This window comes from Paenibacillus chibensis, assembly GCF_004001045.1.
Classification (GTDB): domain Bacteria; phylum Bacillota; class Bacilli; order Paenibacillales; family Paenibacillaceae; genus Paenibacillus_AQ; species Paenibacillus_AQ chibensis.
In genome coordinates this window covers 44,005-60,517 of the sequence record NZ_BIMK01000023.1, presented here as the reverse complement: position 1 = coordinate 60,517, position 16,513 = coordinate 44,005, and the positions used below count along the sequence as shown (strand labels likewise).

At 49.6% G+C, this 16,513-nt stretch carries 18 protein-coding genes; 14 read left to right on the top strand and 4 right to left on the bottom strand.

Annotation, left to right across the window (positions count from 1 at the left end; translation table 11 throughout):
- Window positions 1-12 precede the first annotated feature (12 nt).
- Genes PCH05_RS17885 through PCH05_RS17870 form a run of 4 tightly spaced genes read left to right on the top strand, consistent with a single transcriptional unit; the run spans window position 13 to window position 2,934 of the window.
- Window positions 13-822 carry an ATP-binding cassette domain-containing protein gene (locus PCH05_RS17885; RefSeq protein ID WP_246049710.1) on the top strand — a complete coding sequence of 270 codons (810 nt, stop codon included), beginning with the start codon at window positions 13-15 and terminating at the stop codon, window positions 820-822.
- Entirely contained in the window at window positions 812-1,615 is an 804-nt protein-coding gene (locus tag PCH05_RS17880; protein ID WP_127604323.1) for an energy-coupling factor transporter transmembrane component T family protein, read from the top strand. The genes PCH05_RS17885 and PCH05_RS17880 overlap by 11 nt, the downstream gene beginning before the upstream one ends.
- Window positions 1,616-1,966 carry a CHY zinc finger protein gene (locus PCH05_RS17875; protein WP_127604321.1) on the top strand — a complete coding sequence of 117 codons (351 nt, stop codon included), beginning with the start codon at window positions 1,616-1,618 and terminating at the stop codon, window positions 1,964-1,966. It begins immediately after the preceding gene.
- Window positions 1,963-2,934 carry an NAD(P)H-dependent flavin oxidoreductase gene (locus PCH05_RS17870; protein WP_127604319.1) on the top strand — a complete coding sequence of 324 codons (972 nt, stop codon included), beginning with the start codon at window positions 1,963-1,965 and terminating at the stop codon, window positions 2,932-2,934. The genes PCH05_RS17875 and PCH05_RS17870 overlap by 4 nt, the downstream gene beginning before the upstream one ends.
- A gap of 52 nt (window positions 2,935-2,986) precedes the next feature.
- Here PCH05_RS17870 and PCH05_RS17865 read toward each other — a convergent pair whose 3' ends face one another.
- The gene (locus tag PCH05_RS17865) at window positions 2,987-3,898 is read right to left on the bottom strand and encodes an NAD(P)/FAD-dependent oxidoreductase (protein WP_127604465.1); all 912 of its coding nucleotides are present in this window, start codon (window positions 3,896-3,898) and stop codon (window positions 2,987-2,989) included.
- A gap of 507 nt (window positions 3,899-4,405) precedes the next feature.
- Between PCH05_RS17865 and PCH05_RS17860 the strand changes: the two genes are divergently transcribed.
- The gene (locus PCH05_RS17860) at window positions 4,406-4,849 is read left to right on the top strand and encodes an SMI1/KNR4 family protein (RefSeq protein WP_127604317.1); all 444 of its coding nucleotides are present in this window, start codon (window positions 4,406-4,408) and stop codon (window positions 4,847-4,849) included.
- A 53-nt stretch (window positions 4,850-4,902) separates the two neighbouring features.
- Window positions 4,903-5,205 carry an RNA polymerase alpha subunit C-terminal domain-containing protein gene (locus PCH05_RS17855; RefSeq protein ID WP_127604315.1) on the top strand — a complete coding sequence of 101 codons (303 nt, stop codon included), beginning with the start codon at window positions 4,903-4,905 and terminating at the stop codon, window positions 5,203-5,205.
- Window positions 5,206-5,308: 103 nt separating this feature from the next.
- On the opposite strand, the gene PCH05_RS17850 is transcribed toward PCH05_RS17855, so the two are convergent.
- Entirely contained in the window at window positions 5,309-6,544 is a 1,236-nt protein-coding gene (locus PCH05_RS17850) for an MFS transporter (RefSeq protein ID WP_127604313.1), read from the bottom strand.
- Window positions 6,545-6,699: 155 nt separating this feature from the next.
- Window positions 6,700-7,173, bottom strand: coding sequence for a MarR family transcriptional regulator (locus PCH05_RS17845; RefSeq protein WP_127604311.1), 474 nt, complete (start codon window positions 7,171-7,173; stop codon window positions 6,700-6,702).
- A 189-nt stretch (window positions 7,174-7,362) separates the two neighbouring features.
- Here PCH05_RS17845 and PCH05_RS17840 point away from each other — a divergent pair, with 189 nt between their 5' ends.
- The 7 genes from PCH05_RS17840 to PCH05_RS17810 all read left to right on the top strand — a co-directional run bounded on the left by PCH05_RS17840 (window position 7,363) and on the right by PCH05_RS17810 (window position 12,974).
- Window positions 7,363-8,181 carry an aldo/keto reductase gene (locus PCH05_RS17840; protein WP_127604309.1) on the top strand — a complete coding sequence of 273 codons (819 nt, stop codon included), beginning with the start codon at window positions 7,363-7,365 and terminating at the stop codon, window positions 8,179-8,181.
- A gap of 297 nt (window positions 8,182-8,478) precedes the next feature.
- Window positions 8,479-9,219, top strand: a complete 741-nt coding sequence (locus tag PCH05_RS17835) for a C40 family peptidase (protein ID WP_307719550.1) — start codon at window positions 8,479-8,481, stop codon at window positions 9,217-9,219.
- A gap of 20 nt (window positions 9,220-9,239) precedes the next feature.
- Window positions 9,240-9,731: an aminotransferase class I/II-fold pyridoxal phosphate-dependent enzyme gene (locus PCH05_RS17830; protein ID WP_246049707.1), complete on the top strand. Its 492-nt coding sequence runs from the start codon at window positions 9,240-9,242 to the stop codon at window positions 9,729-9,731.
- A 35-nt stretch (window positions 9,732-9,766) separates the two neighbouring features.
- Entirely contained in the window at window positions 9,767-11,293 is a 1,527-nt protein-coding gene (nhaC, locus tag PCH05_RS17825) for a Na+/H+ antiporter NhaC (RefSeq protein WP_127604305.1), read from the top strand.
- A 159-nt stretch (window positions 11,294-11,452) separates the two neighbouring features.
- On the top strand, window positions 11,453-11,839 hold the full coding sequence (locus tag PCH05_RS17820; protein WP_127604303.1) for a RidA family protein: 387 nt from the start codon (window positions 11,453-11,455) through the stop codon (window positions 11,837-11,839).
- A gap of 209 nt (window positions 11,840-12,048) precedes the next feature.
- On the top strand, window positions 12,049-12,525 hold the full coding sequence (gene ybaK, locus PCH05_RS17815; protein WP_246049705.1) for a Cys-tRNA(Pro) deacylase: 477 nt from the start codon (window positions 12,049-12,051) through the stop codon (window positions 12,523-12,525).
- 86 nt (window positions 12,526-12,611) lie between these two features.
- The gene (locus tag PCH05_RS17810; protein WP_127604299.1) at window positions 12,612-12,974 is read left to right on the top strand and encodes an MmcQ/YjbR family DNA-binding protein; all 363 of its coding nucleotides are present in this window, start codon (window positions 12,612-12,614) and stop codon (window positions 12,972-12,974) included.
- A 76-nt stretch (window positions 12,975-13,050) separates the two neighbouring features.
- Here PCH05_RS17810 and PCH05_RS17805 read toward each other — a convergent pair whose 3' ends face one another.
- Window positions 13,051-14,313: an FAD-binding protein gene (locus PCH05_RS17805; protein ID WP_127604296.1), complete on the bottom strand. Its 1,263-nt coding sequence runs from the start codon at window positions 14,311-14,313 to the stop codon at window positions 13,051-13,053.
- A 398-nt stretch (window positions 14,314-14,711) separates the two neighbouring features.
- Here PCH05_RS17805 and PCH05_RS17800 point away from each other — a divergent pair, with 398 nt between their 5' ends.
- Entirely contained in the window at window positions 14,712-16,511 is a 1,800-nt protein-coding gene (locus PCH05_RS17800) for a cache domain-containing sensor histidine kinase (RefSeq protein ID WP_127604294.1), read from the top strand.
- Window positions 16,512-16,513: the final 2 nt, after the last annotated feature.

Below are 16,513 nucleotides of genomic sequence, written 5' to 3'. Positions count from 1 at the left end.
GGAAGGACAATTTTGGATAATATCAGCTGCACGATCGGGGAAGGGAAATGGATTTCCGTCATCGGTCCTACGGGAGCGGGTAAATCGACCTTTGTAAAAGTAGTGAAGGGACTCATTCCCGAGTTTCAGGGTGACTACCTTGTAAACCGGCAACCCGTTCCGAAAGATAACCAAGGCCGAATCAGGGTCAACCCGGATATCGGCTTTGTTTTTCAATATCCGGAGCATCAAATCTTTGAAACGACCGTATTGAAGGAGCTAGCTTTCGCTCTAAAGATGAGAGGGGAGTCGTCTGCGCAGATTACGCAGGCAATTGAACGCATTCTGCCGCAGATCGGAATGTCAAAAGATATTCTGCCTAGCTCTCCTTTTCAATTGAGCGGCGGGCAAAAGCGCCGAATAGCGATCGCTTCGGTGCTGATGATGAATCCGAAGCTGCTTATTTTAGATGAGCCCACGGCAGGTCTTGACCCCTTAAGCCGCTCAATATTGCTGAGACGTTTAAAGGAATGGCAGCAGCAGGACGACCGTACCGTACTTTTCGTGTCACATCACATGGATGACGTCGCAGAATATTCGGATGAGGTCATGGTTTTCCACGAAGGCCATCTCTTGGGGCATTGGGATGCCAATACGCTTTTCCTTCAAGAGCATGCATTGCTTGAGGAAGCCGGGTTGCCGCTTCCGGAAGCCGTTCAGCTTTTGAAGCTGGTAGAGGATTTATGCGGTCACGCCATCGAAGTTGAAAGCTGCAGGGAGCAGGACATTTTCGAAAAAATACGGCCACTCTGGCCATCAAGGGGATTCTCCCATGGCAAATAGTATCCTCTTAGGACAATATACCGAGACGAATTCTATCTTTCACCTTCTCGATCCGCGTACGAAGCTGCTCAGCATGATCATGATCATGGCGAGCTTTCTGCTGCTGGATTCGTTCATCAGTTATGCCGCCGCAACGATTCTTGTCATGGTGCTGATATTCTTGACTAAGATCCCGCTTCGTATATTTGTAAGAGGACTGCGGCCGCTTTTATTTATTTTGATGTTTACCTTTATTTATCATGCCATGCTCACCCAAGGTACCGCCATTTGGTCTTGGGAAATGTTCAGAGTGACTGCAGAAGGACTTCAGAATGGCACACGTTACGTTTTACGAATCATTCTGCTCGTGCTGCTCGCCTCTTTGTTAACGTTAACGACCAAACCCTTGTCTTTGGCCCATGGACTGGAAAAGCTGCTGGCTCCTTTGTCCAAGCTCAATTTGCCTGTGGAGCAGTTTGCCCTCATGATCGTGATAGCCATTCGTTTTGTTCCAACAATTACGCAGGAGCTTGACCGCATTCTCCTGGCCCAAAAAGCCAGAGGATATGATATCGCCAATTTCAACCCGGTCAAACGTATTTTTGCATATATTCCGATACTCGTTCCGTTGTTATTTACGACGATTCAGCGCGCTGAGCAGCTGACCTTGGCTATTGATGCCCGCGCTTTTGGGGATGGAAAAGGAAGGACCGTTTATGTACGGCTAGGTTTCAAACCGATGGATTTTGCCGTTATAGGAACCGCCGCTGCGTTTCCGATCATTCTGATGCTATTGAAAATGGAGGGGATTTAGATGCGCATATATGGAGCTGTCGTGGATAACGCGACAAGGTGCGTTCATTATCATACCGAAAAGGATATTATCGCGATCAAGTTCAAATGCTGCGGCCGGTATTATCCTTGCTACAAATGCCATGAGGAACATGCGGATCACAGCATCGAGCGCTGGCCGCGGGAGCAGTTCGATCATTCGGCGATCCTGTGCGGCAGCTGCCACAACGAGCTCACCATCATAGAATATATGCACACAATAAACTGTCCTCATTGCCAGGCAAGCTTCAACGAGAGATGCGCTCTTCATTATTCGATATACTTTGAATCATCCGCGAATCAAGAACAAGAGGCAGGGGGAGGATCCCAATGAAATGGAGCACGCGCCTGACGGATCTGCTGCAAATCAAGTATCCAATCATACAGGGAGGCTTGGCTTATCTCGCCTATGCCGATCTCGCTGCTGCCGTATCGAACGCCGGTGGACTGGGCCAAATTACGGCCATGAGCCTTCCGAACGCGGCCGCTCTGCGAGCAGAAATACATCAAGCGCGTACCTTAACGGATAAGCCTCTTGGAGTTAACTTTGCGTTCGGAATGCACCATGTCGACTTCCGCGACCGGTTGCAGGTAGCTATCGACGAGCAGATCCCCGTTGTGACCTTAACGGGCGGGAATCCCGCTCCGATTCTGGAACAGCTGCAGTCCACGGATACAAAAACGCTCGTGCTCGTTTCATCACGAAGACAAGCGCAAAAGGCGGAGCAGCTCGGCGCATCTGCCGTCATTGTCGTCGGGCAGGAGGGAGGCGGACACCTGGGCCGTGACGATGTCGGAACCCTGGTGCTCGTGCCCCAGGTCGTCGATGCGGTGCAAATCCCGGTCGTAGCCTCAGGAGGTATTGGGGATGGGCGCGGCTGGATGGCAGCACACGCGCTTGGAGCGGAAGGAATCGAAATGGGCACTCGCTTTATCGCCACTCAGGACTGCGTCCATGCTTCGGACGTCTATAAACAGGCGCTGATCGAGAGCTCGGAAACCGATACGTCGGTGATCAAACGCTCGCTTGGCACGCCTGGCAGAGTTTTGCGGAGTGCTTATACCGATACCATTCTAGCCGTTGAGCGCGCGGCGCCAGATGATGAGGCACTCAGAAATTATATTAGCGGTGCCGCCAATAAACGCTTTATATACGAAGGTGTACAAGAAGAGGGCTTCGGCTGGGCGGGTCAGGTGACCGGCATGATCCATGATATTCCTACGGTCGCCGAACTGATCCGCCGAATGGTTCTAGAGGCGGAGGGGATTCGCGCAACATGGGGCAGATCAGATCACGAGTGACCGTACAGCCGGCTTATAGATTGCTTTCTCCGCCTTGAGAATCTGCGCTATCTTACATCGACTGCCAATCTTCTTCGGTCAGTTCCGCCATCACGGACATCGCGGCTTTGCTGCCGGAGGCTGCGGCATATATCAATTGGGAAGGCATCACATACGCCATATCCCCGGCTGCGAATAATCCGGCGACGCTGGTTTTTCCCATCGCATCGGCAACGATGCCTCCGTTGTCAGAAGTCTCATAGCCTAATGTTTCTTGGAAGCTTGCGTAAGGCAGCTGCACGGGATCAATGAATCCGCCGCTTCGCATGATCTCCGTTCCATCCGTGAAATGTACACGTTCCAAGATTCCATCCGTTCCGGATAATGCTGCGATCGGCGTATCCACGACCTGTATTCCTCTCGATATAAGCTCGTGACGCTGTGCATCGTTTAACAGACTTTGGTTGCCATTGGTGCATGCGATAATATCCCGGCTCCAGTTGAGCAGCAGCTTTAGCTTGTGAAAAACAGCCGGATGGTCGGAGATCACTGCGAGCGGTTGATCCCTCAGCTCCCAACCGTCACAGAAGGGGCAGTTAAACAGGCTTGTTCCGTAAAAGTCATGTATCCCTTCAATGTCGGGGAAAATTTCTTTCAGCCCGGCAGACAAGATCAATTTCCGTGCCTGCACACGTTCGTCTGATGCGGTTGTAAGTTCAAAGCAATGATCCGCTGAATGAATCTCGATCACCTCAGACTGCCGATGCTGGACTGACGGGTAGCGGAGTAACTCCTCATATGCGATGCGCCGAAATTCTGCCGGTTTTACGCCGTCACGCGTAATAAAGCCATGTGAGGCGTGGGTCACACGATTTCTCGGCTGGTTGCTGTCAAACAGCGCGACAGAGCGTCTGGCTCTCCCGAGCACCAGCGCTGCATTCAATCCTGCCGGCCCTCCACCGACAATGGCACAATCGTATTTCATCATGTTTCATCCCTCCGGATATATCATATGAAGATATTACAGACTTACGATATCTATGATTATTTCGAGCTTGACCATGCCCTCTAACATGCAAAGAACATGGCGGCTTGATCAAACAAGTTCGAGCATTCAAGGTATTCAGAGGCTTCACCAATACAGCCATAGAGATGAATACCCATCCAGAAGCTGTTTAATCATAGATTCGATGTATCTATAATACCCGCAATTAAAGGCAGTCGTCAACCTATCCGTCAAATCGATCACACTATCTAATCACGTGATGTCCCGTATAGACGGAGTTTGGTTGTCCAGGACTTGTATTGTTACGCGTTATGTAAGAAAATGTAAGAGTGGAGCCGACGAGTTCTTCGCGGCAATTTTTTGAAAAATGATGCGAACGCGCTGACGCGCAGGCTGAAGATTCCCGAAACGGTAAAAGTATGGATGCGACGGCAATGCTTTTATGGCAAGTGATTACAAATCATGAGCAGGGAGGGCGACGTTTCTATGAACGATGCATTGATGAAGAGATTAAAGGCTTTTCTACTTCGGGAGGACAATATTACGCTACTCGGCAGTCCGGCGACGGAGGACGAAATATCTAACGCTCAGCAGCGGCTGCATGTAGACTTTTATGACGATTATCTGCAGTTTATCCGTACCTTTGGTGGAGCATATGTAGGTCTGGCGGTATATGCCTTTTCCAATGGCTCAAGTCTCGGAAAGGAGTCGGTCGTCGATTTAACGCTGAGATTTCGGGAGCAATTCCAATCATCCGACTTTGCAGAGACGCTGCAAACAAGCTATGTCATCTCGATGGATGGCTCCGGCGATCCTATTTTCATCGACCAGGCGGGGCAGGTATTCATGTACGATCACTTAACAGGGGAGATTAAGCTGACAGCGGCTTCATTCGAGTCCTTGATTGAGAATAATTTTATTGAATGGTGACTTGGTGATCCTATCATTCACCGCATTTGATATAGGGAGCGTGTCATTAAGGAGTGGAAGATTCCAATAGAGAACGAAGAACATGTTATAAAGGGCACCACTTTTATAAAAGCAGCGATTGTCCTACATGCCCGGTATGTGAGCAGGAACGCAAACCTCAGGATGGATTCTTATCTTCTCTTTCGGCACCGGCAAGAAGAGCTCTGGAGAACCATGGCATTCTCACTCTTCAAGAGCTCTCCGAGTATTCGGATAAGGAGATCTTGAAATTTCACGGCATGGGACCAGCTTCAATGCCGAAGCTGAGGGCTGCTTTAGCTGAAGCTGGATTATCATTCCGCAATGAACAGAAATAAATCAGGAGAAGGTATTGAATAAATTGTCCGAATATCTCAGATCCTGTATAAGAATCCGCTAGGCGTCCCTTCAGATGTACAATACACGAATAGGGCTTCAGAGTTACATACTTACATGCGTTCTTTTGTATAAAATAAGTATTGCCGCTGCGATAAGAATCATTCCCATGAATGCGGGTGCGGCATGACCAAGCAGTACATAAATTTGACCTCCGAGGATCGGCCCAATCATTCTGGCTAAAGCCTGAATCGATTGGCTGCCGCCCTGAACCCTTCCTTGTTCACTCGAATCAACCGAATTGGAGAGCATCCCATTGAATGAAGGCCCGAAGATCGAATCCCCGAAACCAAACACAAACATGCCTGCGATGAGAAGGGGATAGAAGGAGAACAGAGCCGATCCTGCTATAAAACTGTAGCCTATGATCTCCGAGACCATTCCGAGCAGTGCGATTTGCTTATCCTTCAGTTTTTTCAAAAGCTTTGGCATGATGAAACCTTGTGAAAGGATGTCCTGGATGCCCATAATTGAAAACATAAGTCCGATTAATGCAGGCTTCCAATGAAAGGTATCCATCGTAAATTGTGAAAAAACGGCTTGCAAAGATCCGTTCGGTATCCAAAGTAGAAACGCTGAGACAAGCAGCCTTCTTAAGATTTTCATGGAAAGAAGGTTTGCAAGCTGCGTGAATGGATTCAGCCTTACCCAGGTAATCTCGTTCAGTCTATGGTTCTTCTTAAGGCTCTCAGGCATAAAAAAGAATCCATAGATGACATTCAATACTGTTATGACGGCTCCAAAGTACATGGGGACAGCATAGCCAAACTTGGCAAGCAATCCTCCTAGAGTCGGACCAATGACGGTGCCTGCGCCCACGACTGCGCTCACCCATCCAAAATATTTGGTTCTTTGCTGCGGAGGGATGATGTCTGCAAAATAAGCGAAGATCGTTCCGATGCTTCCTCCGGTAATCCCCTCAATAATGCGCCCGGCAAATAGTACCCATAGGGCTCCACCAATACCAAAGATAAAGTACCCGATTGCGGAACCCAACAGGCATATCAAGAGCAAGGGACGACGGCCATATTTGTCGCTCAAAGCTCCAAGGACGGGGGCTGCAAAAAACACGCAGAATGCATACACAGAAGTCAGCAGCGTCACGACGACCGCTTGATCTCCCGGTTGATTTATATAAGGCTTCACCAGGAATGGAACGACAGGTGCTATGATACTGAAGCCTATTCCACAAAGAAACACGGAGATAAGGCCGAATATTAATGCGTGTTTATCTATGGTTTGGTCGTTGTTCTGTTCATGGTTTGATCTCCATTTGAGCATGAAAAATCTCCCTTCGGATGATGCATTTTTATTTCCTTGGAAACATAATCAGCGTATATCAGGTTTGTTTCCTTGTCAACAAAAATGCGGAAATAAAAAAACAGCCTGCTCATTATAGAGCCCGACTGCCTGTAGTTTTTTTACATAAATCAACATTATTCCGACTTCATTTCTTTACCCAGCTTCTTTATTTCTGCATCCAAATGCCTGCTGTACTGTTCCACGAAGCGAAGCATGCTATCGAATTGTTCCTCGGTCAGCTGGTCAAAAACGGCTTTGTCCCGCTCACGAAATTCTTGGTGCAGATCCTCATGTATTTGAAAAATGGTTTTCCCTAGCTCCGTAAGCCGATAATAAATTTCTTTCTTGTTATCCGACTTTTGATAGCTTTCAATCAGTCCTTTTTGAATGAGCTTCTTCGTCATTTTGCTCATGGCCCCGCGGGTCATATAAAAGAACTCCGCAAGCTTGGTCACGTTGGGATCCGTATTTTTACCGATATATTCGACGCAATGGACTTCGGAAGACGTGTAACCTTTCAGGCTTGCCTCCATCTTATCCTTATTAAGCCAAACCATCTTGTTATACACGTCTCTGAAACCCATGAGAATCTTCTTTTCTTTGTTCATGGACTGTCCTCCCGCCCGTAGGTGCACTAACCATATTATATTGAATTTTTGTATCCATTACAAAAATAATAAATCATCATTTCCGGCAAAAAGGGCAGGAATCAAGGCACTTATACAAGAATATAGAACCGCACGTATTCACGAAAATTCATTTGATTTAAAACATGTGATGAAAGCGGGGAAGCAGGCATGGAATACGTAAAGCTTGGAAATACCGGTTTGGATGTGTCTCGACTTTGCTTGGGATGCATGGGTTTTGGCGTCGCGGAACGCTGGGTTCACCCGTGGGTGCAGAATGAGGAGAGCAGCCGCCCTATTATTAAAAAAGCGCTTGAGCTGGGCATCAATTTTTTTGATACCGCCAATGTGTATTCAGATGGCACCAGTGAAGAGATTGTTGGAAGAGCGCTAAAGGATTATGCGAACCGGGACGAAATCGTTCTGGCGACGAAGGTTCATTTCCGGATGCACGATGGGCCTAATGGAGCCGGTCTTTCCCGTAAAGCCATCATGAGCGAAATCGATAAAAGCTTAAAGCGACTGGGAACGGATTATGTGGATTTGTACCAAATTCACCGCTGGGATTACCGTACGCCGATCGAGGAAACGATGGAAGCCCTCCATGACGTGGTGAAGGCTGGCAAAGCCAGATACATAGGCGCTTCCGCCATGTATGCCTGGCAGTTTTTAAAAGCGCTGCATGTCGCGGAGAATAACGGCTGGACCCGATTCGTTTCCATGCAAAACCATTATGACTCAACCGCGGATACCGACCGGCAGATTGTGGAGGAGGTTGCCGCAATTGCGGAAAAACGAGGCGTACCGCGAGTTCAGATTGCGCTCGCATGGCTGCTGCAAAAAGAACCGGTGACGGCACCGATCATCGGGGCGACGAAGATTTCCCATCTGGAGGATGCGGTTGCTGCACTGTCCATCCGGCTGACGGCAGAAGAAGTGAAGTCCCTGGAAGCTCCCTATGTGCCGCACCGGGTCGTAGGGGCCGAATAAAGGTAAAGCACTGACACCAAAGCTCCATCTCGGTCATTATAGAAAGGTTATCCCAATCGAAGGATGGAGATGCAAGAAATCATTAGACCAAATGGTATACATCATCCGCATGTAATCTGTTAATTATTAACAGGTTACATTTTTTTAATATTTCTAATGTAATTTTAAGCTTTATCGTGTATAACTGAATGTGTAGGGCGGACGAGACCATGAAAACGTCAATGCGGCATCGATTGTTTCCACAGGTTCACTCGGGCTTCGTTCGAATCCTAAACACACCATATAGGGAGGACTTCTATGATTAACAGCATGAATTACATCAAAAAAAGTCGAGTCGTCAAAACCTTAACCGGAGTAGGACTGTGTCTCTCTATTGCTTTTTCGGGAAGCGTATTGCTTCCATCTCCGCAGGTACATGCCGCTGCCGCATTCAGCAGCAGTGTTGCGGACAGCGTCATCGCCACAGGCAAGCAATTTCTCGGCGTTCCTTATCAGTTTGGCGCTTCTTCCGGCCGTACGGACGCGTTCGATTGCTCTTCATTTACGCAATACGTCTTTAAGCAAAATGGCATTGATCTACCTAGATCTTCGCGAGAACAATCCCAGGTAGGCACACCTGTCTCCAAAGACCAGCTGCAGCCGGGAGATCTCGTATTTTCTGATACGAACCATGATGGTGTCATCAATCATGTCAGTATATATATTGGGAACGGACAACTGCTTCATACCTATCGGGTCGGCATCGGGGTAACCATATCCGACTTTGCGGGAAGTGCCTGGGATAAATCGTTTGTCTCCGCACGGCGCGTGATCCCGGATAATGGACAAGCGCCGGCGGCATCGCAGCCGTCGGATACGAAATCGTCAGATGCCACAACGACGGGTACGCAGGCAACGAAATCACAATCTTCCGATTCGAATTCCACAGATTCGCAGGTTTCGAACAGCCAGCGACATACAGCCCATGTTACGTATACTTCGCATAACGATAAACCAAAGCATTATTCCGGACACACCAGATCCCACAGAGAGGATTAATGGAGGCGTCGGGTACAAATATGAAAACCGGAGCCGCTATCATGGCTCCGGTTTCGTTTTTTGATTTCCCCGTCCAAAACGATAATCATCAGCTGCGGCAGCGTTTCAAGGATGGATTGCAGCAGGCAGGGATTCATAATCCGACCTTTTTCTCGGTGCCCGCGCTGGAAACAGCCTACACCGCTTGCGACGATTGGCTGGACGAGCTCCGAGCCTATCTGACGGGCAACATCGCGTTCACGATCGATTTCATCACGGCGCATATGCCTGGACTTCAAGTCGTTCAGCCGGAGGGGACCTACTTATTATGGGTGGATTGTTCAGCTTTAAGCACCGATGAAAGCGATTTAACGGAGTGGCTTCAACATCAAAGCAGGGTAAGCGTGAGCTATGGAACCTCTTTCGGGACTGATGGCGCAGGATATATCCGGCTGAACGTGGCCACGCCGAAGCCTCTTCTGGAGGAAGCACTGCAGCGGATGGCTGATCATTATCCGCGACGACAGAAATAGTTCATCATTCATTACATCCCAGGGGGAATACAACTATGGCTGAGCCAAAAAAAGAAAGACGCATCAAGGAACCGACGTTGTTTTTGGCTTTACTTCCGATTATCACGATGGTCGTGCTGCTGTGCCTTGGATACGTGATGTTCGAGCTGCCGCCCGAACCGCTGATCATTGCCTCGACGGTCGTTGCCGGAATTATTGCCGTCAAGCTTGGGCACAGTTACGACGCGATTCTGAATTCCATTGCCCAAAAGATTGCCAAGACGATGCCCGCCATCCTGATCCTGATCACGGTCGGATTCATGATCGGAGCCTGGATGGTGGGCGGTACGATCCCGATGATGATTTATTACGGGCTGAAAATCATTAACCCGCAGTTTTTGCTTATTACGGCCTTCCTGGTAACTTCGGTCGTATCCGTATGTACGGGTACATCCTGGGGATCGGCCGGCACAATCGGGGTCGCGTTCATGGGCGTCGGCGCCGGACTTGATGCAAATTTGGCGGCCGTTGCGGGCGCGGTCGTCGCCGGGGCGTATTTCGGCGACAAGCTGTCACCGCTGTCGGATACAACGAACATTGCGGCGCTATCCACGGGAGTCAACCTGTATGAGCATATCGGTCACCTGCTTTATACGACGCTGCCATCGTTTGTCGTAGCCGGGGTTGTCTATGTCATTACCGGGCTCAACACGCATGCAGCCGGGGTAGGCGTTCCGGAAAAAGTCGTGAACATCATGGATACCCTGAGCACGATATATCATTGGAACTGGCTGCTGATTATTCCGATTCTCATCGTGCTCTACGGTTCCATCCGCAAAAAGCCGACGCTTCCGGTCATGCTGCTGTCCTCGGCATTCGCCATGGCCAATGCCTTGATATTCCAAGGATTTTCACTGCATGATGTCGTCAATTCCGTTTTGAACGGGTTTGACATTACCATGGTGCATGTGGCAGGCTTCGACCCGGCATCCGTCATTCCGGACGTTCCGAGACTCTTGAATCGAGGCGGTATGAACTCTATGATGGGGACGCTCCTGATCTGTTTCAGCGCCATCACGTTTGCCGGCACGATTTCGCTCACGAAATCCCTGGAGCTGATTGTGAACAAAATTCTCAAGTATGTGCATTCCACGGGTTCCTTGATCGTAGCCACGATTGTAACCGGTTTGACGATGATCGGTGTTACGAGCAACGGTCAGGTTTCGATCCTGATGCCGGGCGAAATGCTTCGCGAAGCATACATCCGCCGCGGTTTGCATCCGAAGAACCTGGGGCGGACGGTGGAAGATTCCGCGGCGATCACCGAGCCGATCCTGCCTTGGACGGCAGCGGGTGCCTACATGGCAGGAACGCTGGGGGTAGCGACACTCGCTTATCTGCCGTGGGCGATGTTATGCTGGACGGGCATTATTTTTGCTACCATCTGGGGATTCACCGGCTTCGGTATCGCCAAGCTTTCCCCGGAGCAGCAGAAGGAAATGCTGAAGGAATACGAAGGGCAGGACGGAGAAGAGCTGTCCCATAATACGGCCGCAACATCCAAAACAGTCCAAACCAGCTAGCATCGACGAATATGTACAGCAGGTATTTGTGAAAGACCGGCAGCTGCATCCTTGCCGCAATTAGTGTAAAAACATGTTTCGGCGGCTCGAAGCGCTCCGGCTTTTGCAATTCCAATATATATAAGCGCTGCAAGAAGCGTGAATAAGGAGAGAACAACAATGACATCACAAGAGAGACGAACCATCGCAACAAACGAAGCGCCCGGCGCCATTGGGCCTTATTCCCAGGCGGTTCAGATCGGCAATATGCTGATTTCGTCCGGACAACTGGGTATGAACCCGGCTGGAGAGTTTCCGGATACGGTCGAGGAACAAACGCAGCGCTCGCTGTTGAACGTCAAAGCCATTTTGGAGTCCGCGGGCTTCAGCATGAACCATGTCGTGAAAACGACGGTATTTTTGCAGGATATGAATGATTTTCAAAAAGTGAACGAAGTATATGCAGCGTTTTTCGCCGAGCCATTTCCGGCACGAAGCGCGGTTCAAGTAGCCAAGCTGCCGAAGGGCGGACTCGTCGAAATCGAAGTCATTGCCGTGAAGGCATAATAGACAAGCGTCGTAAGCAACTACGAATCTTAAGCATCATCAAAGTCGCCTCAACGGCGGCTTTTTCTTTTTTTGACATCATTTCACCGATAAAGAAGCGGCGGAGGTCAAGGGAAAACACAATCAGACAATCGGTAATATGATGGACGACGTTTTGTCCTCAGATGAAAAATGATATGATGAATTCGGTGATATAAATGAGCAAAAACATGGATAAAACAAACGTCATGAGAATCCTTGACCAAAAGAAAATTCCCTATCGGTTCCATGCATACGACAATACCAAGCGCAATGCCGCGGATGTGGCCCGCACCTTGTGTCAGAACCCCGGATCGCTGTTTAAGACACTGGTGACGGTCAGCCGGAGCAGAGAAAATTATGTCTTCATGGTACCGAGCGAGAAGGAACTCGATTTGAAAAAAGCCGCAAAGGCCGCCGGGGAAAAGTCGCTGGAAATGATTCCGCAAAAGGAACTGCTTCCCCTTACCGGCTATGTCCACGGCGGCTGCTCGCCGATCGGAATGAAGAAGCCGTTCAAAACATTCATTGACCGGACTGCAGAAAACTTCGATACGATATGTTTTTCTGGCGGGAAAGTGGGCTATCAGGTGGAAATGTCGCTGCCTGATCTGCAACATGCAGTGAACGTGTCTCCCGCGGATCTCGCCAAAGACATGCAGGAATAAGGGGAACGGCTTACGGCATAAAGTCGCGATTCAGCGGCTGTCCTGTATCATTTTAAGCGATGGTCAACTGAAAGAGAGGAACCGGTGTGAAGGATCAAATCATTAAATATTGTTCGAAGAAAAAAGGCGTGACGCTGGTTTACCCCTTCGGGCCGGACACTTTGGTGTATAAGCTTGGAGGCAAAATGTTCGCGCTGCTGTTTGAGGGGAGAGGGGACGGACTTGACTTGAACCTGAAATGCGACCCATTGATCGCAGCGAACCTGAGAGAGCAGCATGAGGCTGTTCGGCCAGGGTATCACATGAACAAAGAACACTGGAATACCGTGCGTATCGACGGATCGCTGCCGGTATCCGACATTTATGACATGATCGACCACTCGTACGATTTGATTCTTCAAAAACTCCCGAAAGGTGTTCGAGAGTCGATACAGGATAGACTGGTTTAAAAAACGATCATGTAAAAAAACAGGAGCTCACGACATCGTGAAGCTCCTGTTTTGATCTTCCTTCCCCCCAAACGAATCAGTTCGTTGTCACGTACTTATTCAAAAAAACGTTGCTGAATTTACCTTCCGGATCGCAGCGACGCACAAGCTCCCGGAAATCAGGCAGCCGCTCGTACAGCGACCGGACGCGGCTAGGCGGCATCGTAAATAGCTTAGCCCAATGCGGGCGTGCCTCAAAGGGGGTAAGACATTCTTCGATCATCGGCAGCACCTTCTGAACGGCAATCCAATCCGGCTTCCAGGTAAAATGAATCGCGACCGAATCCTGACGGTAGCACGGACTCATCCATAATTCATCCTTCGCGATCGTGCGAACTTCTGAAATATAGAGGAGCGGAGAAATATGCTCCCGCAGCTGGTCGATGGCGCTCAAGGCTTCGTAAGCATGATGACGCGGCACGAAATACTCGCTGTGCAGTTCTTCTCCGGCACTTGGCGTAAATTCCATCCGGAAGTGGGGAAGCCGCTCGAACCATGGTCCGGGAATGTCCATTTGCTCGCTGCAGTTGTCTGCGGAATACCCTGGCACCGGATGCACTTTCGATGCTGCGCGAACCGAGCCGTAAAATTCATTTCCTAACCCGTCCGCAGTACGGTCCGAAAGACGATGCTTCAGCCAGACCTGGTTGAAGGTAGAAGCTTTCCAATCCGTGAACAGGCTGACGCTGTAGGCGGCAGACGCAATGTTGTCGAAATCGTCCTTTACATGTGCCAAAGGCAGATCTTCATAGACGGTTTGACTCATCTCGAAGGCAGGAATCACATCGAGTGTAATCTTCGTGACGATGCCCAAGGCGCCTATACCGACCGCCGCAGCGTTCACGCTTCCTTCTGTTTCCCGGTTGAACCGCATGATGCTGCCGTCCGCAACGACGATTTCCATCGAATGGACAGCCGCCGCCAAATTGGCATTGTTAACGCCGGAGCCGTGCGTAGCAGATGCGCATGCGCCGGCAACCGTAATGTGAGGCAGAGAAGCGAGATTATGAAGGGCATAGCCTTGCTGGTCCAAATAACGGCATAAATCTCCATAACGAATGCCGCCTTCAACCGTCACCGTCCGATTCTCACGGTCCAGCTCAATCACCCGGTCCAATTTTTCGAGCGAAATATGGGTTCCCACGCTGTCGGCGATTCCATTGAAGGAATGGCGCGTTCCCAGCACTTTGATGCGAGGGCTGCTTGCCACCGTTTCTTGTACCTGTTCCAGCGTATCAGGGATATATAGCTTCGATGCTTGGTATGTATAATTTCCTGCCCAGTTCTGATGCTGCGGCATGATATTCGCCCCCTTATGATTCCATATCTCCATGATAGCAGGGGTGAAGACAAGGTCTCAACCTTATTTTAAAAAGGGCCGCTTCGTAATACGGCATCAGACTTTACTGTGCATTGGTGGTGGATCGAGTGCTCGCTTGTCCATCGGTGTCCTCTATTTGGCATTTTGTAAGGTTGATCTCGACAGCATTGAATTTCTGCCTTTATAATATGTTTACATTTTCTGCGCTGATTCGATCTTCACCGAGTGAAGACCTTGCCCATTTGTTGGGAATTCATGGTTAGAAGATCCGACACAAATAAGAAAATAACCGTGCATACGTTTCATCGCTGCCACTTTCGAAAGCGCTTGCATTTTTTGCATTTTCGCACAAATCTTTTTGCCGAGGAGATCTTTGAATGAAAAAAATGTTTCAGAGGCAGTGGTTCTCACCCCAAACGAGCATTCAGGGGAAAATATTCATCGCGTTCGCCTTGGTCACTTTTCTGTCGATTGCTTCCATAACCGGCATCGTGTACATGAACATGCGCGAGACGATCAAGCATAATGCCGTTACTTCGGTGTCAAACAGCATCCGCCAAGCGGATGAATCCCTCAATATCATGCTGGAGGAAATCGACCGGTTGAATGCGGTGGTGGTGACGAACAAGAACACGGTGATCGATACGATCATGAGCCCGAACGAGGAACCCAGTTATGAGTGGTTTCAGGAGCAGAAACGGATGACCGAGTTTCTATCGGCGCTGACCAATTATAAACCTTATATTTCGCGAATCGCCGTCGTCGGCCTGAACGGCAAGGTGTTTTTTACCGGCGGGCCCTGGTTGGACCGTTCCGTTCTTGGAACTTCCGTGCTCAATTATATGCTGCGCAACGGATCCCGGCATGCTTACTTTAAGGCGGAAGGTTCGTCGGAGACGCTGACCGTCGGGCGGGAAATTCGTTATAACCGCGAGTCCGTCGGGGTCGTCATGGTTGATCTGGATTACGAATTTATCAAAAAAACGTACGGCGTCAAGCCGACAACGGACAGCATGCTGTATGTCCTGGATGAACAAGACGGGTACGTTTACCAGTCCGAGTCCGAAGCATCCCCGGATGCGCTTCCGCTGAATATGGTAGTTCAAATCAAACAGAGCATGAAAGGACGCAATGATGCGGTGGAACAAACGATCCATGGAAGATCCTATATCGTCGTCAGTCGTTATTTCGAGTATACAGGGTGGAGTACAATTGCTTTGGTTCCACTGGATTCACTGCTTACCGAGTCAACAAGGATCCGCAACCTGTTGGCCGAGGTATCCATCATCGTTTTCATCGTCATTCTGATCGTATCGCATCAGATCTCATCCCGGACGACCTTGAACATCCGCAGGCTAAAGTCCATGATGTCCCGGGTGAAGGATGGGAATCTGTCATTTCCCAAAACAGAAATCAAAACGAAAGACGAAGTCGGTCAGCTGTACCAAGTGTTCATCGGCATGGTGGAAGAGCTGAAATCTCTGCTGGAAGGAATTCGCATGACCGAGAAGAAGAAGCGCGAGGCCGAGCTGACTGCGCTGCAGGCTCAGGTCCGTCCGCATTTTCTGTATAATTCGCTGAATACGATCAAATATTTGGCCAAGCTGAACGGTGTTCCGAACATCGAGGAAGTGTCGGGCTCGCTCATCGAGCTGATGAGGGGTCTCTTGGGCAACTCCAACGAATTCCTGACGCTCCAGGAAGAGCTGGATTATGTCAACAGTTATGTGTCCATCGTGAAATACAAATATTTGGAGCCGATTCAAGTGCTTACCCAGATCGAGGATGAATCGCTGCTCCAATGCAAGGTACTGAAGCTCATGCTGCAGCCTCTTGTGGAAAATGCCATTATGCACGGAATCGGTCCCACCGAAAACGGGGGGCAAGTGTTGATACGGGTATATGCGGAGGATCAGGACGTGCTTATCGAAGTCATCGACAACGGAAAAGGCATAGCGCAAGAGCAGGTGGCCGAGCTGCTCGGCAGCTTGGAACGGGATGACGCCTCCTCGCGCTTCAGCAGCATGGGCATCCGCAACGCGCATGAGCGGATCGTCAGGATGTTCGGTGAACCGTACGGTTTAAGCCTGCACAGCGAGCTGGGATTGTACACGAAGGTTGAAATCCGATTTCCAAAAATACAGCATGCGGAGTCATCCGCCCAAGAGGTGATCTAACC